This window comes from Persicitalea jodogahamensis (assembly GCF_014651615.1).
Classification (GTDB): Bacteria; Bacteroidota; Bacteroidia; order Cytophagales; family Spirosomataceae; genus Persicitalea; species Persicitalea jodogahamensis.
Genome location: NZ_BMXF01000001.1, coordinates 2,227,343 through 2,247,941, shown reverse-complemented (window position 1 = coordinate 2,247,941; position 20,599 = coordinate 2,227,343). Strand labels below are relative to the sequence as shown.

The window sequence follows — 20,599 nt, the reverse complement described above, 5'->3', positions numbered from 1 at the left end:
GTTTGTGGAGATCAAGGTTTCAGTGGAAAAAGTTTGGGCAGAAACACAAAGCCATGACAGAATTTTGGGAAGAAGCATTTAAAGACAAACAGGCCATGTGGGGTTTGGACCCTGCAAAGTCAGCTGTATTGACAAAAGATTTCTTTGTAGAGCACCATGTCAAAACCGTGCTCATTCCTGGCATTGGTTATGGACGCAATGCTCAGGTTTTCAGAGATCAAAAAATGACCGTGACCGGAATTGAGATTTCACAGACTGCCATTGATATAGCCCATAAACATTTTGGCGACGATTTGACAATTTATCACGGCTCTGTGACCGAGATGCCCTTTGACGGGAAGCACTACGATGGAGTATTCTGTTACGGGCTAATCTACCTGTTAGACAAAAATGAAAGAGCAAAGCTGATTCAGGACTGCTATAATCAACTGATAGAAAACGGCTTTATGGTCTTCACGACTATTTCCCGGGAAGCCGAAACGTACGGAAAAGGTACTTGTATTGGCGAAGACCGGTTTGAAATGTTTGGCGGGGTTAAAATCTACTTTTATGACCGCCAATCGATACAGGAAGAATTTGGCAATGCCGGCCTGTTTGAAGTATCAGAAGTAACAGAAAACTATCCTTTTCATCTGATAAAATGCAGGAAAACAGGAAAATGAATGACAGGCCCTCACCTATAAAGTAAGCAAACGAAAATGAACGAAAACGACGACAAGACGAGTGGGAAAAGTCCGGCCCCTTTCGCGCAAACCTACTTTCACGGAACAAAAGCGGACCTTAAAGTGGGGGATTCTATCCAACCCGGTTTCAACTCCAACTTCGGGCAAAGAAAAAATGCCAAGTACATATTTCTGACGGCAACCCTGGATGCTGCGATCTGGGGGGCAGAGCTATCGCTTGGAGAAGGTCGCGAAAGAATCTACCTGGTAGAACCCACCGGAGCCATTGAAGATGACCCGGATTTGACGGATAAAAAATTTCCGGGCAATCCCACAAAATCGTATCGTTCCACCCATCCGTTCAAAGTGGTCGGAGAAGTTAATACTTGGGAAGGTCACTCCTCCGAACAGATTAAGGAGATGAAAGACGCCCTGGATAGGCTCAAAGAGCAAGGCATCAATTCGTTGAATGACGAATGACCCATACCGCTGCCCCTAAGAGGCAATGAGGTTGGTTCGCCCTGCGAAGGTTCATCGGGTTAAGTCTGTAAAATTTGCGCAATCTGGAAAAAGGTAGCAACAGTAAGGCGCTTCATACGCACGCCGCTCCCCCGTTTTGAACACAAACAACTGCATTATGGACACAGCCGGGCATTAGGAACCGCTGACCTTTGTACTTCACAATTAAACAAAAAAAGATGAAGTACAAGATTTTAGGAAATACGGGTCTGAAAGTATCAACGCTATGCTTAGGTACCATGAACTTTGGCGGAAAAGGGTTTTTTGGCTACATGGGTAACCTTGATCAAAATGCCGTTGACGAACAAATTAGAACCGTAACCGGAGCAGGCGTCAATTTTATTGACACCGCCAACATCTATTCCGAAGGGCTTTCGGAGGTAATGATAGGAAAAGCACTCAAAAACCTATCGATCGATAGAGACGATTTGGTGCTGGCGACCAAGGTGAGGGGTTCAATGGGGAAAAGTGAAAATGACCGGGGCCTCTCGAAAAAACACATTATACATCAAGTTGAAGCCAGCTTGAAAAGGCTTGGGACAGATTACATTGACCTCTACCAAATTCATACGGCAGACCCGCTCACGCCCATTGAAGAGACGATCAGAACACTGGACGATTTGGTGCGAAGCGGAAAAATCAGATATTTTGGCGCCAGTAATATCGCCGCCTGGCAATTGATGAAAGGCTTGGCCTATTCGCAATACAACCATTTGGACAGATTTGCGTCGCTTCAAGCCAACTACTCACTGGACGTCAGAGATGCCGAACGCGAAATCATCCCGTTATTGCAGGACCAAAAAGTAGGAATGATGATTTGGAGCCCCCTGAGTGGTGGCCTGCTTACAGGTAAGTACAAAAGAGACGGACAAAAAGCAGAAGGAAGGTTGAACAGCTTCCCGTTTCCGCCTTTTCACGAAGAAAGAGCGTATGATGTTCTGGACGTACTGGCTCCAATGGCAGCGGCGAAACAGGTATCCATTTCGCAACTGGCGCTCGCCTGGCTGTTGCATCAGCCGGTGGTGAGCAGTGTCATTATTGCTGCCACCAAAATACACCAGCTTCAAGATAATTTGAAGTCGGTTGAGGTGTCATTCACAGTCGAAGAACTAGCTCAGTTGAACGAGGTGAGCAAATTACCAATGGAATATCCTGGTAATGTACTTGAAGTGATGACGGCGGATCGAAGTGACGGGACTGACTTTTTGAATGCTTAAACTTACAAACCAACCAGTAGGCAGCAGATTTTCTGCCTGCTGGTTTTCCGATATGAAAAATTCCCGGCAAGACATTAAAAGGATTTACTCGGTTAAAGAGTTGCATACCTTTATGGAGTTACCGAGTCCATTGAATCCTTTAATTACGATCATTGACCATTCTGTTTCAAAAAGGCCCACTTACTACCGTGATGAAAAATTACTTTTAGATTTTTACACCATTTCAATCAAGAGAAGTTTCAAAGGGAAATTAAAGTACGGCAAAAATCATTATGATTTTGACGATGGAACGATGTCTTTTATCGCTCCAAATCAATTAATTAGTGTGGATGACGATGAGGATCGAAATAAAGATGGCTGGTCGTTATTATTTCACCCCGATTTGATCAGGCAATATCCGCTAGGTAAGGCAATCAAAACGTATGGCTACTTTTCTTACGCTGTAAACGAAGCTCTTCATCTTGCTGACGAAGAAGAAAAGACAATCGAGGCAATCGTACAAAATATTCAAAAAGAGCTTAATTCAAGGCTGGATAATTTCAGTCAGGATGTCATTGTATCCAACCTTGAACTGCTTTTGAACTACTGCAACCGTTATTACAGCCGACAGTTTATCACCCGGAAAATGGCGACAAACGATTTGCTAACTCGCTTTGAGAGATGTTTAGAGGTTTATTTTGCCAACAATACGGAATTGCCATTACCCACCGTCGAAAAACTGGCAAACGAGCTGAATGTGTCAGCCTCCTATTTAAGCGATATGCTGCGGAGTTTAACGGGACAAAGTACTCAGCAGCATATACATGACAAACTAATAGAAAAAGCAAAAGAGATTTTAACTACCACCAATTTAAGTGTGGGTGAAATAGCCTACCAGTTAGGCTTTGAATATTCTCAATCTTTTAGTAAACTATTCAAAAGCAAAACGAAGCTGACGCCCATTGAATACCGACTCAGTTATAATTGAAAATATAAATTGAGAGTTTTCCGCAATCTCAATCTTACCAAAAACGCAAAATATGTTCAGAGTGATGCTTTTGATCTTGTTGGGTACTTTGCCCCTTTTCGCACAGGCACAACCTAGTGTTGAGATCAGGGTCAATTTGAGAGGGTACCCAATGGAACTACCCAAAAAAGCATTGGTTCTGAGTAAAACGGAATTGGCCAAGCCGGTTTTGCTCCTGAAAAAATCCGATGGAACAATAGTGAGAGAGTACAGCGGCACTCCAATTGATCAAGCGTGGGCTCCATTTTCGGATTATCACGATTTTGACTTTTCTGACTTTAAGGAAAAGGGTGCCTATTATTTTGAACTCAAAGGCAGTAGCACGGCTAGCCAGCCATTTCGCATCGGACCATACCCGGCCTGGCAGAATGATGTCGTTGATTTCATTCGAACCCAGCGTTGCGGCTTCAATCCCTACACCGGGGAGTTCTGTCACCAAAAAGACGGGTTGAGTTTTTTCGGACTTCGACCTGATTCGACCAGAATTGATGCCACCGGCGGCTGGCACGACGCCGGCGATCAGCTGAAGTACCTGATTACGGGTAGCAACACGACCGCCCGAATGCTCATGGCTTACCAGATGAAGCCGGGTAGTTTCACCGACGAGTACAATGCCCGCGGACTGAAAGGAGCCAACGAACTACCCGATATCCTGGACGAAGCCAAATGGGGGCTGGAATGGCTACTGAAACTTCATCCGGGACCCGAAGAACTCTATCATCAGGTAGCCGACGACCGGGACCATCGGGGATTCAAACTACCCCACGAGGAAAACGCGGATTACGGGTGGGGCCCCAATAGTTTCCGGCCGGTGTACTTTGCCACTGGTAAACCGCAGGGGCTTTCAAAATACAAAAGTGAGGCGACGGGCATTGCCAATCTGGCGGGCCGTTCGGCGGCCACCCTGGCGTTGGGCTACGAGGTTTTCAGTGCTATAAAAGGCTACGAATCTTTTGCAGAGACTTGCCTGCAGAGCGCCAAAGAGCTGTATGCCATGGGAGAGAAGCAGGAAGGTTATCAACAGGGAAACAGCTACGGTGCGCCCTATCGGTATGAAGAAAACACCTGGGCCGACGATATGGAATGGGCCGCCGCAAAACTGTACAAGATCACGAAAGACAAAACATACTTAAAAGAAGCCCGTGCCTACGCCAAAATGATCGGGGCATGGTCGTGGATGGAACGGGACACGGCAAGCCACTACGAAATGTACCCCTTTGTAAACATGGGGCACTACGCCTTATGGCAGGTGGGTACTGAGAAAGATAAAAAGGAAGCGATTGGTTACTATGAACATAACCTGGCGAGAATTCAGGATAGAGCCAACAAAAACCCCTATGGAATAGGTCATTTATTTATCTGGTGCTCTAACAATCTGGCCGCGGCGGTAGCTACCCAAGCCATACTGTACGAAGAAATGACTGGTTCCCGAAAGTACCGACCGCTTATGCAAAATCATGTCAATTGGCTTTTGGGCTTGAATCCGTGGAATTCGAGCATGATCACCGGAATTCCCGAAAATGCGGATACCCCGGTAGATGTTCATATGCCGTTCTGGCGCCTCAAAAAGGAATCAATCAAGGGTAGTTTGGTAGATGGGCCCATCTGGGCTACTATCCACGATAAAATGATCGGCATCACCTTATCGGAGCCCGATGAGTACGCCCATCTACAACCCGACCATGTCAAGTACAACGACGACTGGGCGGATTACAGTACCAACGAACCTACCCTGGATGGCTCGGCTGAACTGCTTCTGATCCTAACCAGCCTGAGCCATGATTAGGACTCTTTTTATTTTGGTTCTAGTGCTTCCCCAATCGCTTCATGCCCAGAACATTATTGACCGGCATGGAGCGATCATAAGATCCGACACGCTCAAAAAGAACATTTATCTCTGTTTTACGGGACACGATTTCAACGAAGGCTTTGACCACGTACTTCAGATATTAGGAAAACAGGATATACGCGCATCCTTTTTTCTGACCGGCGACTTTATCCAAAATAATACAGCGCTGGTAAAGACCATGGCGAAGGAGGGTCATTATGTTGGGACGCATTCAGACCGCCATCTCCTGTACTGCGACTGGGTCAAAAGGGACAGTTTGCTTTACCCGGTTGATGTAATAGAAGCGGACATTGCTGAAAATCTCAAAAAATTAAACGATTTGGGTATCCACCCCACTTACTTCATGCCACCCTACGAGTGGTACAATCGAAAAATAGTGGAAATCGCAAGAGGGCTTAACCAGCAGACAGTCAACTTTTCTCCGGGCACCCGTTCAAATGCCGATTACACATCGCCCGAAATGTCGAACTACGTAGCAAGCCGTGATATTTTGGAAAGCATCTATGCTTATGAGGAATTGCACGGGATGAATGGATTTCACCTCCTTATTCACCCAGGTACCAGTCCACTGAGGACGGATAAACTTTACCTCCATTTGGATGAAATCATCAATGAGCTGAAAGAAAAAGGCTATCAATTCTCGAAGTTATAATCCTGAAATTTAGTAGAGTTGCTGCTACACTGTTACCGCTGAACCAGGTTATCCGACTAACTCTGATCAAGATTCAGATTGTCTACCCAAAATCCTTCCAACTGAATACAGACGCCATGAACCCCAAAGTCGACGCATTTCTCAGCAAAACCAACAAGTGGCAGGCAGAACTGGAACAATTGAGATTGCTCCTTCTCGACTGCGGGTTGACCGAAGACTTCAAGTGGAATCATCCCTGCTACACTTTTCAGAACAGGAACATAGCATTGATCCATGGTTTTAAAGAATACTGTGCGTTGTTATTTGTCAATGGAGCCTTATTGGCGGATATCCACGGTATACTGATCCAGCAAACTGAGAATACGCAGGCGGCACGTCAGATCAGGTTCGTCAAAATGCAGGAAATAATCAAACAGAAATCCACTTTGAAAGCCTACATTTACGAAGCCATCGAAGCGGAAAAGGCGGGGCTGAAAGTGGATTTCAAAACCAACTCCAAGCTGGAATTCTGCGAAGAGTTCCAGGCTATATTGGATAAAAATCCTGATTTGCAGACTGCTTTCGAAGCATTGACACCAGGAAGAAAAAAGGCCTACAACATGTACTTTTCTGGTGCCAAACAACCCAAGACCAGGTATGCAAGGATTGACAAATACTCGCAGCGTATCCTCGACGGGAAAGGTCTGAATGACTGTGTTTGCGGCCTTTCTCATAAGATGCCCAGCTGTGACGGCTCACACAAATATCTTCGAAAGTGATTATCTTAGCCAAACTTAACGGCTGAGAATTCAGCGATCAATCCGAACTGGCACCTAAAAAAGCAGCGTTATGAAATACAAAATAGGAATCATTGGCTCAGGCAACATCGGCGGAACCCTGGGCAAGCATTTTGCCAAGGCCGGACACGCAGTCATGTTCAGCTCCCGTCACCCGGAAGAACTGGAGCCGTTGGCGGAGCAGGCCGGGAACGGCGCACAGGTGGGTACTGTGGAAGAGGCGGCGCAGTTTGGCGATGTACTCCTGCTGGCCTACCCGTTTGGCAAAACGCCCGAAGTGGCCGGCAAGGTGGGCAACCTTGCCGACAAGGTACTTATCGACGCCAACAACTACTATCCCGGTCGGGATGGGGCCGCACCTAAGGAAGAGATGGAAAAAAAAGGCTTACTTGAAACCGAATGGACAGCCAGCTATTTTCCGGGGGCGCATGTCGTGAAGGCATTTAATAGCATCTTCTACAAAACGCTGGAAGCCCGCGCCTTCGACAAGGCCAATCCATTGGCCATTCCTTTTGCGGCATCCGATAAAGACGGCCGGGAAGTAATCGAAAACCTTTTGCATAGCATTGGGTTTGTGGGGGTATCTCTGGGCGATTTGTCCCAAACCAAGATTTCCCAGCCGGATGAGAAGCTCTATACTTTGCAGGTTTCAGAAAAAGAACTGAGAAATCTTATTTAGGTAGTTGCCCTAAACCTCACTCATACCAACGCTACGGCCTGTCACTTTCAGGAACGGTTCTTTTGGCCTCAGAGTCGACAAAGTAATCAATTGATGGAACGGGAGCAGATTTTAAATCTGCTTTTTTCCAAAAAAATCATTATTTTGTGCAAAAAACTATTTGTCCAACCAACTACAAACTACACATTATGGTAATTAAGGTAATCGAAATATTAGCCAGTTCTCCCGACGGATGGGAAGCCGCCGCTCAGGTAGCTCTCGACGAAGCAGCCAAGAGCGTACGGGGCATCAAATCAATTTATGTCAACGAGATGAGCGCGACCGTGGAAGACAATAAAATCAAAAACTACCGCGTCAATGCCAAGATAAGTTTTGAGGTACAGTAAATTCCTGCTGTACGTATATTGAAAAAGCGGCCGTAGCCATACGGCCGCTTTTTCGGTTTTAATTGGATATTTCCGGGTGTTTATCTCCTGAAATCAGCTACCTTTGCCTAAATATTTAAATAAACCAAGATACAACTTCCGCATTAGGATTTAATACCAATCATCCCAAAATGAACGCAAACGTCCATAAAGCGCATCCCTGGCACGGTATCCCCATCGGTGAAAAATCGCCCGAAATCGTGACCGCTTTTATCGAAATTGTTCCGACTGACACGGTCAAGTATGAGATTGACAAACAAACAGGTTACCTGAAAATTGACCGTCCTCAAAAATATTCCAATATCGTTCCCGCCCTGTATGGCTTCATCCCGAAAACGTATTGTGGGGAACAAATTGCATTGCTGGCGCAGGAACGCTCGGGTCGCGATGTAATGGAAGGTGATGGTGACCCGCTGGATATCTGCGTATTGTGCGAGAAAATCATCTCTCACGGCGACATCATCTGCGAGGCTCGTCCAATCGGCGGTATCCGCCTGATCGACAAAGGTGAAGCTGACGATAAGATCATCGCTGTATTGAAAGGGGATGAGGTGTATGGTGCCTATCAGGATCTGAACGAAGTACCTGCCAACGTCGTGGAACGCCTGAAGCACTACTTTTTGACCTACAAAAACCTTCCGGGCGAAACCGCACTGATTGAGATTGCAAACGTTTATGGCCGCGAGGAAGCCCACGAGGTAATCCGCACGTCGGTAGAAGATTACAAACAGTCATTTTATTGATCTGCGGAACGCATTCCGATAAATTTACCGTTTGATCTTGTATAGCAATTACCAAAGTCCTTTCAATTGAGCTACCAGAACGAAATAAAAAAACGCCGCACCTTCGCCATTATCAGCCACCCCGATGCTGGCAAGACCACGTTGACGGAGAAGCTATTGCTTTTCGGTGGGGCGATTCAGACCGCCGGGGCCGTAAAGTCCAACAAGATCAAAAAAACCGCTACTTCCGATTTCATGGAAATCGAGAAGCAGCGCGGTATTTCGGTGGCCACTTCGGTAATGACCTTCGAATACAGGGATTTGCTGATCAACATACTGGATACGCCCGGCCACAAAGATTTTGCTGAAGACACCTACCGCACCCTCACTGCGGTGGACAGCGTGATTCTGGTCATCGACTGCGTGAAAGGCGTGGAGGAGCAAACCGAACGCCTGATGGAAGTTTGCCGGATGCGTAAGACGCCCGTTATCATTTTCATCAACAAACTTGACCGCGAAGGCCAAAGCCCTTTCGACCTGTTGGACGAACTCGAAAACAAATTGCAGATCCGGGTGCGTCCGTTGACCTGGCCTATCAATATGGGGGCTAACTTCAAGGGCGTTTACAGTCTGTACGACAAGAGCCTGTATTTCTTTCAGGTCAATAAAACGAAGATCGAGGCAGATGTCGTCGAGATTGGTCTGGACGACGAAAAACTACCCAGCCTTCTCGGTGAACGTGATGCCGGAACCCTGCGCGAAGAGGTAGAGTTGATCGAAGGCGTTTATGATCCGTTTTCGGAAGAAGCGTACGATGCGGGTGAACTGGCGCCCGTATTTTTTGGCAGTGCGATCAATAATTTCGGGGTGAAAGAATTACTGGACACTTTCTGCGAAATCTCCCCTACCCCACAGGCCCGCCCAACCGATGTCCGGCCCGTAGAGCCGACCGAAGATAAGCTGAGCGGCTTCATTTTCAAGATTCACGCCAACCTCGATCCGCGCCACCGTGATCGTATCGCCTTTTTTCGAGTGTGTTCGGGTAAGTTTGAGCGGCGCAAATTTTACCACCACGTGCGGCTCAACAAGGACATCCGTTTCGCAAGTCCTTTCACGTTCATGGCTTCCGATAAAAGTATTTTGGAGGAGGGGTTTCCCGGCGATGTGGTCGGCCTTTATGATACCGGAAACTTCAAGATCGGCGATACGCTGACTGAAGGCGAAGATTTAATGTTCTCTGGTATCCCTAACTTTTCACCGGAAATATTCAAAGAGTTGGTCAACCTTGACCCGATGAAGTCCAAGCAGTTGGATAAGGGCGTGCAGCAATTGACCGATGAAGGCGTGGCGCAGCTTTTCACGCTTGAATTAGGCAATCGTCGTATAGTGGGTACGGTAGGCGAACTTCAGTTCGACGTGATCCAGCACCGTTTGGAACACGAATACGGGGCCAAGTGCCGCTGGGTGCCTATGAACATCGACCGTGCCTGTTGGATTACGTCCGACGACAAGAAAAAACTCGATGAATTCATTCGCATGAAAGGCAATCAGATTGCCTACGATAAAGACAACAAGCCGGTATTTCTGGCCGAGTCGGAGTGGATGATTCGCATGAACCGTGAGAATAACCCCGAAATTAAATTCCACTTCACGTCAGAGTTTAAGACGGAAGTAGCGGCCTGATGATAAAAAATGAGTGATGAAGCAAATCGCTTCATCACTCATCTCCGCGCGGGCAGTCCCGGCACAATTCATTACTTATTTGTTCCGCGCGATTTTTTGCCTTTTTTCTCAGAAGAGTCCTTTCCCTTTTCCATGCTGCCTCCCCGACGCCCCTGGCGCATTTCAGCTTGCATGGCTTCGTACTTTACCTTTTGATCGGCGTTCAGAATGGCTCCAAGGCTCTTCTCAAAATCGTCGTTGGCCGACTTCATCCGGGCGCGGGCATCGGCACTTTGATCCTGTGCTTCGCGCATTTCCTGCATTTTCTGGGTCCGGGTCAACTGCAGAGCATACACCTGCTTCTGCTGGTCGGCAGAAAGGCCGAGTTTTTCTGACATCATCGCAGTCTGCCGTTCGGCCCTTTTTTCGGGGGTAACATCGCCACCACCCCGTTGCGCGAACGCTGCAGTTCCCAACAGGATCATACCCATCATCATTACATTTTTCATGCTTTTCATCATTTTCCTTGTTTAAATAATTGTACGCTCGCTTTGAAGAGAAATGTTGCATCGAGTTTAACGATCCGGGAAAATAAATTAGCTCTGCGCACATGGATAGTCGGCAACACGGATAGGGCCACCAGGCCAATTATTCGTCTGTAAGGGTAAATATCCCTATCTTCAGTATCTTACTAGAAAAACATTCAAAGTTCTATGCGCCTTCTCCGTGCCGTCCTTTTATCTAGCTTTTGCTTACTTTTTCTGTCCAAAAATTTACTCGCTCAGAAAAGCGCCGACAAACCGAACATCATTTTTATCCTGACCGACGACCAGCGCTGGGATGCCCTTGGGTATGCGGGCAACAAGCTGATCCATACCCCGGAAATGGATAAGCTTGCGCAGCAGGGAACCTATTTCAAAAACGCGGCCGTCAGCACACCGATCTGCGCGGCAAGCCGGGCCACGCTGCTGAGCGGTATGTACGAGCGCAGCCACAGGTATAGTTTCACCACCGGAAATATCAGGAATGAGTACATGGAAACCGCCTATCCCAGGGTCTTGCGGGAGGCGGGCTACTACACTGGTTTTTATGGAAAATTCGGGGTAAAGTACGATAACAAAGATCAACTGTTCGATGTCTATGACGATTACGACCGGGGCCCTTTTCCCGATCGACGGGGCTATTATTACAAAAAAATTGGTAAGGATACCGTCCACTTGACACGCTATACCGGACAGCAGGCCTTGGATTTTCTCGAGGCTGCTCCCAAGGATAAGCCTTTCTGTTTATCGCTGAGTTTCAGTGCCCCCCACGCTCATGATTCGGCTAAGGATCAGTACTTCTGGCAAAAAGAGACGGACAACCTGTTGGCTGATACTACGATTCCCAAAGCTGACATCAGTGATGACAAGTACTTCAACCTTCTCCCCAAGATGGTGCGGGACGGCTTCAACCGTGTCCGCTGGTACTGGCGCTACGATACGCCCGAGAAATACCAGCACAGCGTGAAGGGCTACTACCGTATGATCGCGGGCATTGACCTTGAAATCGCCAAAATCAGGGAGCAGCTCAAAAAGACGGGACAGGATAAAAACACCATAATCATACTCATGGGCGACAACGGCTACTTTTTGGGAGAAAGGCAGCTGGCGGGGAAATGGCTCATGTACGACAATTCTATCCGGGTACCGCTTATCGTATACGATCCGCGCATCGACAAGCACCAGGATCTGAGTGAGATGGCACTCAATGTCGATGTTCCGGCGACAATAGTGGACATGGCGGGCATTAAGGCGCCTGGAAAATGGCAGGGGAAGAGTCTTTACCCCTTGGTGAAAGGTAGTACCAACGGTCTGCAGCGCGACACGATTCTGATCGAGCACCTTTGGGAGTTTGCCAACATTCCACCCAGCGAGGGCGTGCGGACGAAGGACTGGAAATACATGCGCTACGTAAACGATAAGTCGATCGAAGAACTGTATTCCCTGAAAGACGATCCGAAGGAAATCAACAACCTGGCAGGCGACGCCAAATACAAAACCCAGCTACTGGCACTACGGAAGAAAAACGACGAACTCACGCGACGGTTCAGTGACGGAAACTCGGCGGCTCCCACTGGCCTGATGGTGGACTACATCCGCGAACCAGGCAACACGCGCATTCGCAAGACGAATCCCGGCTACGGCTGGGTGGTACCTGATTATGCCAGGATTCAATCGGCTTATCAAGTACTGGTTTCATCCTCGCCCGGAAAAAGCGAACAAAACCTTGGCGATGTGTGGGATAGCGGACAAGTACGGAGTAACAAATCATCCAACATCGGGCAACAGGGCGCGGGCTTGCGTCCCAACCAAACCTATTACTGGAAAGTCAGAATTTGGGATGAGGTCAACCGCGTGTCGGAATACTCGCCCGCACAGGTGTTTCGAACCGGGGCTACACTTGATCAAAGTGCATCGCCGAATATTTTTGAAATCCAGCGCATAGCACCTAAGTCGGTGAATTCTGCGGGTAAAGGGAATTACTTCGTTGATTTCGGGAAAGATGCCTTTGGCACCCTGGAACTGAACTACGCTGCTCCAAAAGCAGGAAAACTCATGATACGATTGGGTGAAAAGCTACTGGATGGCAAAATCGATCGCAAACCTGGCGGCACAATCCGCTACCAGGAGGTTGAACTAGCCGTGAAACCAGGCCAAAAGAAATACACGCTCGCTCTACCGCCCGACAAAAGAAACACCACGGGAGCGGCTGTGCTACTGCCCGATAGCTTTGATGTGATCATGCCCTTCCGTTACGTGGAAATTGAGAACGCACAATCGGAAATCAAAGCCGGCGATCTGCGGCAAAAAGTTTTTCAATACTATTTTGATGACAATCTGAGCAGCTTCACTTCCTCCGACACCGTACTGAACCAGATATGGGATTTGTGCAAATACAGCATTAAGGAAACTACCTTCGCCGGGCTATACGTGGATGGCGACCGGGAACGAATCCCCTACGAAGCCGACGCCTACATCAATCAGTTGGGCCATTATTCGGTAGACCGGGAGTATCCGATCGGCAAGCGGACTATCGAATACTTCATGGAACACCCCACCTGGCCCACCGAGTGGCTGCTGCACACGGCGCTGATGGTGAATCAGGACTACCAGTACACGGGCGATTCTTCATTAATCAAAAAATACTACGATAAAATCCGGCATAAAACGCTGATTGAGCTGGCGCGGGAAGACGGGCTGATCAGCTCACAGACCGATAAGGTAAACGACGCTTACATGGCCCGGATCGGCTTTAAGGATTCCACCAATCGGTTGAAAGATATCGTGGACTGGCCACCTGCCCAAAAAGATACGGGCTGGAAACTAGCCACGCCCGAGGGCGAGCGTGACGGCCACGATATGCGGCCAGTCAACACGGTGGTGAACAGCTTTTTTTACGAAAATATGCGGATCATGGCTGAGTTTGCCAAAATTGCCGGAAAACCTGACGACCAGATTTTCTTTGAAATTATGGCACTCAAAGTCAAGGAAGCCATCAATTCCAAATTATTTGACGCCAAGAAAGGCATATACCTGGACGGTGAAGGCTCTACGCACTCGTCGCTGCATAGCAACATGCTGCCTTTGGCCTTTGGGATCGTGCGGGATGAAAACAAAAAATCGGTGGTCGATTTCATCAAGTCACGCGGTATGGCGAGCAGCGTATACGGTGCTCAGTTTCTGCTGGATGGCCTGTACCGCGCCGGAGCCGAAGACTACGCCCTGAACCTGATGCGCGCTACCGACGACCGCAGCTGGTACAACATGATCCGCATCGGCTCTACTGTAACCCTGGAAGCCTGGGACATGAAATACAAGCCTAATGCCGACTGGAACCACGCGTGGGGCGCCGTCCCCGCCAACATGATTCCGCGGGGATTGTGGGGTATTACGCCCCAAACACCCGGCTTTGGCATCGCTTCCATCAAACCGCAGCTGGGCGATTTGAAAAGCAGCAGCATCACCGTTCCCTCGCTGAAAGGGCCGATCAAAGCGACCTACCAGCGGCAAAACGCCCGCAACCAGAAGTACACGATCGAACTACCTGCCAACATGGTGGGCGAGTTCCAGCTGACCACTGCGCCCGAAGATGAAATTACTTTGAACGGTCAAAAAACCAACCGCGCCTTTGACACCCTGCGGCTCGAGCCGGGCCTGAACGAAATAGAAATAAGGGTTAATTCTTTCTGATAGAGGGATAAGCGTTTTTCCACCACAAGCGAAAGCCGGGTCTGACGATCCGGCTTTCGCTTGTCTAGCCCAGATGCCTTTTCACCAGACTTTCCCATTCCTGCTTCAAAGTACCCTCCGGCATTTTGGCACCTGCCCTGCGATACCAGTAGTTGGCATTCCAGGTGTCGCCTTCTACACGATGCAGGTAAGCGTGCAAATGGTCGTAGGCCTGAGTACCCTCTCTGGATTGGGCGATGTTGTGCGCGGCTTCCCAATCGCCCTTACCATCGTGCCAAAGTCCTGTCAGTATTTCGTTCAATCCGGCAGGCGGGTGACTGTTTTTTAGTGATTCTTCAAACTCTTCGTAAGTCATTTTTGAGCAAAATTGCGTTATACGTTCGGTACTAGCGATAAGGTACGGTACAGCCCGCAAAAAGCAGCTATTTCCATCGGAAAACTACCGTTGTTATTGTTTCTTGGCTGTCTTTTTTACCAAAAGTTCAATATATTTACACATCATTAAAACGCCTGTCATCTTTTAGCTATGAATTTTAACCAAAACCTCGGTTACCTCCGTACCCAATACGAATCCAGACTTTCCCAGCAAAAGTTAGCCGATGCGCTGGGCTTCAAAAAATCGACACTTGCTGCCTGGGAATCAGGACGGGCTAATCCCTCCTTTGAGGACATGCTTAAAATTGCCGATTATTTCAAAATCTCGACCGACGATCTATTGACCCTCGACCTGAGTGCGGCTCAGGAAAAACCCTGGATCAAAGAGGACAACCTGCGGGTACTGGTCACATCGGTCAACTCCCACAACCAGGAAAATATCGAGTACGTCCCGGTGCGGGCCATGGGCGGTTATGCCCGGGGTTACGGCGATGTGGATTATATCGGGGAACTCCCGGCCTTTCAACTACCCTTCCTGTCGCAGGAAAAAAAGTACCGTGCCTTTCCCTACGAAGGCGACTCCATGCCGCCATTGCGCGAGGGCTGCACTGTAATGGGAGAGTTCGTCGAGAATTGGCACGAGATCAAGAGTGGCACGATTTGCCTGGTTGTGACCCAGAATGAAGGGGTAGTTTTAAAAAAAATCTTCAACTACCTGGAAGAGAAGGGCATCCTTGTCCTGAAATCCACCAACGAACGCTATTCTCCCTATCCCGTTATGCTGAGTGATATTCAGGAAATCTGGGCTTTTGCGGGGTACTTTGATACAGAATTTCCGAGGTAAGGGCAGGGACTAAAGCCACAGAGCGACAAAGGTTCAGAGAGATCAACTGTCAGCCTTGTAAACCACAAAAGCGCAAAATGTTGCTGACTGTCCGCGATTTTTTCAGCAATAAGCTTCAGTTCTATGATTCAACTTTTGTTTAAAAGAACCTTTGCCGCTTTGTCGCTTAGGAACTTTGTCGCTTCATAACCTTGCTCTTCTATATTCAATGCCTAACCGCAAAATCATCCATATCGACATGGACGCTTTCTTCGCTTCCGTCGAACAGCGCGATCATCCCGAGCTGCGGGGCAAGCCCGTGGCGGTGGGCGGTGGTGGGGATCGGGGTGTAGTAGCGGCCGCCAGTTATGAGGCGCGGAAGTACGGGGTTCGGTCGGCAATGGCCTCCCGCACGGCGAAGCAGAAGTGTCCGCATCTGATATTTGTAAAGTCCCGTTTCGATGTGTACAAGCAGGTTTCGGCCCAGATCCGCGCCATCTTTGCCGAGTACACGCCGCTCATCGAGCCGCTCTCACTGGATGAGGCTTACCTGGACGTAACCGAGAATTTGAAGGGTATGAAATCGGCTACGCTGATTGCCAACGAAATCCGGCAACGCATCCGGCAAACTACCCGCCTCACCGCTTCGGCGGGAGTTTCCTACAATAAGTTTTTGGCCAAACTCGCGTCCGACCATCGCAAACCCGACGGAATTTTTGTCATAAAACCGGAAGAGGGTGAAGCTTTCGTTGCGCAGTTAGCCATTGAACGATTTCATGGCATTGGGCGCGTCACCGCCCAGAAAATGCATAGCCTGGGCATTCAATCCGGGGCCGACTTGCGGCAAAGGACAGAGGATTTTCTACGGCAGAATTTTGGCAAATCCGGCGGCTATTACTACCGTATTGCCCGCGCGCAGGACGACCGCCCCGTCGAACCGGACCGTATCCGAAAATCGGTGGGTTCCGAGAACACCTTTGCACACGACCTGGATACTTTGGCCGAAATGCAGAGCGGCCTGATCCCCTTGATCGAAGACGTATGGCAATGGGTCGAACGTACCCGAGTGTACGGCAGGACGGTCACTGTGAAAATCAAATTGAATGATTTTCAAACCCTGACACGCAGCCGCTCATCTTTCCTACCCATCCGGGAGCGGAAGTTTTTTGAAAATCTGGCTTTTGAGCTTCTTGAAGAGAACTTTCCACTCCCCCTGCCCGTCCGCCTTCTGGGCGTGTCCCTTTCCAATCTGGAAGACTCCCAACCATTTGAAGGAAAGCAACTGACCCTGAATTTTTAATGCACCGATTTGTCGGGTGCAGGCGCGGAGGCATGGAAATCATTTCGGATACGCTCAGCGTAGCTTTCCAGCAAAGCCAGAACGCGCTCCCGGCTCTCAGAACGCACCACGCATCCTACGTGATATTCCTGATTCATTCGCCAAACTACCTCTGCATCCTGAAATACGGCGTGATCGGGCCACTCCTGCCGGGCGAGCGAGATGATGATACCGGAATAATTGCGTTGCGGTCGCGGCAATTTGTAATCTTCACCCCGCGCCACGGCCGTTTCCATGTGTGCCCATTCTTTCCAGAGATTGATTCCCGAAGCGGCTTCTACCATGTCGGACAGGTGTGCTCCTCCTACGCGGGAAGACGTTTCCAAAAAGTAGTATTGCCCGTCGTCGTGGCAGCGAATCACTTCGGTGTGGGAGGCACTGTGCTTCATGCCAAAAGCTTTGAGAACGTCCACGGTCAGGGTTTCGAGTGCGTGCCATTCGGCGGAGTCGAAGGGAACGGTTACGGAACGAAAGATACCACCGCCGTGGGCCACATCGAAGGGAGGGGCGATGTACTGGCTACTCCACGAAAAGATCACCCGTCCGTTAAAGCTCAATGAGTCAATATGAAATACATTTCCCGGCTTGTATTGCTCTACCAGATACTCGTGCCTTTTATCACCCAATGAATTGATCGCATCCCACAGTTCGCTATCGGTGTGAAGTTTTTTAATACCCGTTGCCGATGCCTCAGAGCGGGGTTTTATCATCCACGGACCGGGGTGGGTCTGAATGAATTCAGTGATAGCAGCATCATTGAACAAAGCGGAAAAACCGGGTACCCTGATACCCGCTTCGGCAGCCTTGGTACGCATGGCCAGCTTGTCACGGAAGTACCGGGAGGTAGTTTGCCCCATGCCGGGAATCCGAAAAGACTCCCGCAGCATGGCGGCTTTCTCCACGTCAAAGTCATCGAGTGCTACGATGCGGTCAATGGGCCGGCTGCGCATGACGTACGCCAGACCGGCTACTACGTTATGCATATCGTAACTACCGTGTTCATTTTCTTCCACGAAAAAAAACTCGTCGATCGAGTCGCGCACCCACTCCCGATTTTCGAGCTTTTTGGCCGTGAGCAGATACACGGTGTTGCCCGCCTCCTTACAGGCTTGCATAAAGTCGTTTCCTTTGAAAAAGGTAGAAACGCAGAGAAAAGTCAGTTTTTTAGTCGATGAGTTCATGAGTCGATGAGTTTATGAAGGTGCCACCCGTGCAGTGCTTATTCGCAAAATACGGAAGTTCACAAACTTTAAGCTCATGAAGCTATGAACTTTGCTCTAAAAATTCCACCAGCAGCCGCACACCAAAGGCTGTTCCGGCGCGATTTGGCGTAAATTCAAGATCGCCAAAGGCGGTGCCCGCGATATCGAGGTGAGCCCAGGCAGGGTGGTTTTCGGTAAAAGTTTCGAGGAACTTGGCGGCGACGATGGCCCCGGCGACCGGCTTGCCGTGGTAGTTGCGGACGTCGGCGATGTCGGACTTGATCTCGTCTTTGTACTCGTCCCAGATCGGCAGGCGCCACAGCCGCTCACCCGTCTGGTCGGCGGCTACGGTGAGTTGCCGGGCCAGGTCGTCATTGGCGGTGAAGAGTCCGGCAGCGGCGTAGCCAAGGGTTTGTACCACGCTGCCCGTGAGCGTGGCCAGGTCCAGCAGCACGTCGGGTTTGTAATTTTTCAGAGCGTAGCTGAGTCCATCGGCCAGGATAAGGCGGCCTTCGGCGTCAGTGTCGATCACTTCGATCGTCTTGCCCGACAGCGACTCGATGACATCGCCCGGCTTGGTGCTCGATCCGTCCACGCAATTCTCAGTGGAAGGAATAACCCCAACTACCCGCACCGGGATTTCCAGGCGGGCGGCCAGTTCAACCGCACCAAGCACGGCAGCAGCCCCGCCCATGTCGCTCTTCATCAAATGCATATTGGCAGAACTCTTGATCGATATGCCCCCGGTATCGAAGGTAACTCCCTTGCCTACCAGCACTACCGTTTTCTCAAATTTTGCCGGACTGTATTCCGATACGATCAGCACGGGCGGCTCATCGCTCCCCTTGCTCACCGACAGCAAGGCGTGCAACCCCAGTGCTTCAAGCGAGTCCTTTTCCAGGACCGTCACCTTGTAATTGTGCGCCCGGCCTGAGTCCAGTGCCCATTCGGCCAGTACACGGGGCGGTTTTTTGTTGGCAGGGGCGTTCATCAGATCCATGACACGCATCTGCACGGCAGCAGTGGCTTTACCTTTGAAAATAGCCCGCTCATTTTCGGGGGTTTTATCATCCACCCAAACCGTCAGGGTACCCCCTTTTCCGAAAAAAGTACTGTAAGCCTTGGCCTCCGTTTTGTACAGGTTCAGTTTGTAGCCACCCAACATAATGCCGTTTACGGCAGCTTCTATCCATTCCGTAGTCAGGCCCCGGGCGTCGAGCGTAATCGCATCGGGCCAGCGGTCCTTCCGCTTGTGAAATATCGTGCGAAGGGATTTCAGAACGGTTACGGCACTAGGGGATTTACCTAATCCCAGCCATAGTTCATTTTCAGAAGGCCACCAGATTTCGTTTTTCTCCGCTTTAAAAACACTGGGGTGCGGTGATTCGTGGTCCTGAACATACAGGCTGATCGTAAGATCGGTTGCCTGCGGTGCGGTGATTAAGGATATTTTCATATTGGGTTGGAATCAGATACGACGGTCAAACCCAAAGTTAAGCAGACCTTTCCAGAAAGGCAGCCAACGGGTCCTGCATTTCTTGCCACAGGTGTTACCTTTGCCGCTCCAAACGACCGCTGCACCCTGACTGTGCGTGACTGCAACTTCTCACTTATTTAGCCCCCCTTCATGAAAATCCTTTCCTACAACGTCAATGGCATTCGCGCCGCCATCCGAAACGGGCTGGTCGAATGGCTGGCGGATAATCCTTTCGATATATTGTGTTTTCAGGAAGTGAAGGCTCAGCCTGAGCAAGTCGATTTATCCGGTTTTACAGAACTTGGTTATGAGGTAATCGGCTGGCATGCGGCGGAGAAAAAAGGGTACAGCGGTGTAGCCATTTTATCCAAAAAAGTACCTGACCGGGTGGTGGATGGCTGTGGTTTGTCCATATACGATTGCGAGGGGCGGATTTTGCGGGCGGATTTTGGGGAAATCACCCTCTTGAATTGTTACTTCCCCTCGGGAACGAGCGGTGAAACGCGGCAGGGGGTCAAGATGCAATTTTTGCAGGATTTTCAGGAATACGTGAACAACCTGAGAAAAGAGCGTCCGAATCTGATTGTGTGTGGCGACTACAACATCGCCCATACTGAAAACGATATTCATGATCCGGTGAGGAACAAGAACACCACCGGCTTTTTGCCCGAGGAACGCGCCTGGCTGACAGGCTGGTTTGAAAACGGCTTTACGGACGCTTTCCGACACCTTAATCCTGAGCTCACCGAGTACAGCTGGTGGAGCTACCGGGCCGGGGCACGGGCCAACAACAAAGGCTGGCGCATCGACTACCATTCCGTTTCGGATTCGTTACGGGACCGGCTGGTACATTGCAGGCACGCAGTGAACGCGGTGCACTCCGATCATTGCGGGGTGGAGTTAATTTTAAAATGAGTAATTCAAGGCACAATGGGGCAAAGTACCGGCGTAATCCACGCACGGGCTCGCCTTTCAGCAAAGT

At 49.5% G+C, this 20,599-nt stretch carries 19 protein-coding genes; 15 read left to right on the top strand and 4 right to left on the bottom strand.

From position 1 onward, the window contains the following. Positions 1-53: 53 nt before the first annotated feature. The 11 genes from IE117_RS09280 (at position 54) to IE117_RS09230 (ending at position 10,190) form a co-directional block, all read left to right on the top strand. The gene (locus IE117_RS09280; protein WP_189564002.1) at positions 54-662 is read left to right on the top strand and encodes a class I SAM-dependent methyltransferase; all 609 of its coding nucleotides are present in this window, start codon (positions 54-56) and stop codon (positions 660-662) included. 36 nt (positions 663-698) lie between these two features. Then, the gene (arr, locus tag IE117_RS09275; RefSeq protein ID WP_189564001.1) at positions 699-1,142 is read left to right on the top strand and encodes an NAD(+)--rifampin ADP-ribosyltransferase; all 444 of its coding nucleotides are present in this window, start codon (positions 699-701) and stop codon (positions 1,140-1,142) included. 218 nt (positions 1,143-1,360) lie between these two features. Further along, complete coding sequence (locus IE117_RS09270; protein WP_189564000.1) at positions 1,361-2,398, top strand: aldo/keto reductase; 1,038 nt, start codon at positions 1,361-1,363, stop codon at positions 2,396-2,398. Further along, complete coding sequence (locus tag IE117_RS09265) at positions 2,391-3,365, top strand: helix-turn-helix domain-containing protein (RefSeq protein ID WP_229580582.1); 975 nt, start codon at positions 2,391-2,393, stop codon at positions 3,363-3,365. Before IE117_RS09270 ends, IE117_RS09265 begins: the two co-directional genes overlap by 8 nt. Before the next feature lie 64 nt (positions 3,366-3,429). Beyond that, positions 3,430-5,190 (top strand): glycoside hydrolase family 9 protein, encoded by a 1,761-nt coding sequence (locus tag IE117_RS09260; protein ID WP_229580581.1) that lies wholly within the window; start codon positions 3,430-3,432, stop codon positions 5,188-5,190. Continuing rightward, positions 5,183-5,905, top strand: a complete 723-nt coding sequence (locus tag IE117_RS09255) for a polysaccharide deacetylase family protein (protein WP_189563998.1) — start codon at positions 5,183-5,185, stop codon at positions 5,903-5,905. The genes IE117_RS09260 and IE117_RS09255 overlap by 8 nt, the downstream gene beginning before the upstream one ends. Positions 5,906-6,021: 116 nt before the next feature. Continuing rightward, entirely contained in the window at positions 6,022-6,663 is a 642-nt protein-coding gene (locus IE117_RS09250; protein WP_189563997.1) for a DUF1801 domain-containing protein, read from the top strand. 70 nt (positions 6,664-6,733) lie between these two features. Further along, positions 6,734-7,360 carry an NADPH-dependent F420 reductase gene (locus IE117_RS09245; RefSeq protein WP_189563996.1) on the top strand — a complete coding sequence of 209 codons (627 nt, stop codon included), beginning with the start codon at positions 6,734-6,736 and terminating at the stop codon, positions 7,358-7,360. A 188-nt stretch (positions 7,361-7,548) separates the two neighbouring features. After that, positions 7,549-7,746, top strand: coding sequence for a dodecin family protein (locus tag IE117_RS09240; RefSeq protein ID WP_229580580.1), 198 nt, complete (start codon positions 7,549-7,551; stop codon positions 7,744-7,746). Between the two features lie 170 nt (positions 7,747-7,916). Further along, positions 7,917-8,528: an inorganic pyrophosphatase gene (locus IE117_RS09235; RefSeq protein WP_189563995.1), complete on the top strand. Its 612-nt coding sequence runs from the start codon at positions 7,917-7,919 to the stop codon at positions 8,526-8,528. Between the two features lie 66 nt (positions 8,529-8,594). Further along, the gene (locus tag IE117_RS09230) at positions 8,595-10,190 is read left to right on the top strand and encodes a peptide chain release factor 3 (RefSeq protein WP_189563994.1); all 1,596 of its coding nucleotides are present in this window, start codon (positions 8,595-8,597) and stop codon (positions 10,188-10,190) included. Positions 10,191-10,261: 71 nt separating this feature from the next. Here the strand turns inward: IE117_RS09230 and IE117_RS09225 are convergent, their stop codons facing one another. Beyond that, on the bottom strand, positions 10,262-10,678 hold the full coding sequence (locus IE117_RS09225) for a DUF4890 domain-containing protein (RefSeq protein ID WP_189563993.1): 417 nt from the start codon (positions 10,676-10,678) through the stop codon (positions 10,262-10,264). Positions 10,679-10,882: 204 nt separating this feature from the next. Between IE117_RS09225 and IE117_RS09220 the strand changes: the two genes are divergently transcribed. Next, the gene (locus tag IE117_RS09220; protein ID WP_189563992.1) at positions 10,883-14,401 is read left to right on the top strand and encodes a family 78 glycoside hydrolase catalytic domain; all 3,519 of its coding nucleotides are present in this window, start codon (positions 10,883-10,885) and stop codon (positions 14,399-14,401) included. A 64-nt stretch (positions 14,402-14,465) separates the two neighbouring features. Here IE117_RS09220 and IE117_RS09215 read toward each other — a convergent pair whose 3' ends face one another. Continuing rightward, positions 14,466-14,756 (bottom strand): hypothetical protein, encoded by a 291-nt coding sequence (locus IE117_RS09215; RefSeq protein WP_189563991.1) that lies wholly within the window; start codon positions 14,754-14,756, stop codon positions 14,466-14,468. Between the two features lie 171 nt (positions 14,757-14,927). Here IE117_RS09215 and IE117_RS09210 point away from each other — a divergent pair, with 171 nt between their 5' ends. Then, positions 14,928-15,620 carry an XRE family transcriptional regulator gene (locus IE117_RS09210; protein WP_189563990.1) on the top strand — a complete coding sequence of 231 codons (693 nt, stop codon included), beginning with the start codon at positions 14,928-14,930 and terminating at the stop codon, positions 15,618-15,620. A 208-nt stretch (positions 15,621-15,828) separates the two neighbouring features. Further along, a complete protein-coding gene (gene dinB, locus IE117_RS09205) occupies positions 15,829-16,899 on the top strand; it encodes a DNA polymerase IV (RefSeq protein ID WP_189563989.1) in 1,071 nt (356 codons plus the stop codon). On the opposite strand, the gene IE117_RS09200 is transcribed toward dinB, so the two are convergent. After that, positions 16,896-18,119 (bottom strand): ATP-grasp domain-containing protein, encoded by a 1,224-nt coding sequence (locus IE117_RS09200; protein WP_189563988.1) that lies wholly within the window; start codon positions 18,117-18,119, stop codon positions 16,896-16,898. The genes dinB and IE117_RS09200 overlap by 4 nt on opposite strands. An 82-nt stretch (positions 18,120-18,201) precedes the next feature. After that, complete coding sequence (locus IE117_RS09195) at positions 18,202-19,596, bottom strand: leucyl aminopeptidase family protein (protein WP_189563987.1); 1,395 nt, start codon at positions 19,594-19,596, stop codon at positions 18,202-18,204. A gap of 171 nt (positions 19,597-19,767) precedes the next feature. On the opposite strand from IE117_RS09195, the gene IE117_RS09190 reads away from it, so the two are divergent. Then, the gene (locus IE117_RS09190; RefSeq protein WP_189563986.1) at positions 19,768-20,532 is read left to right on the top strand and encodes an exodeoxyribonuclease III; all 765 of its coding nucleotides are present in this window, start codon (positions 19,768-19,770) and stop codon (positions 20,530-20,532) included. Positions 20,533-20,599: the final 67 nt, after the last annotated feature.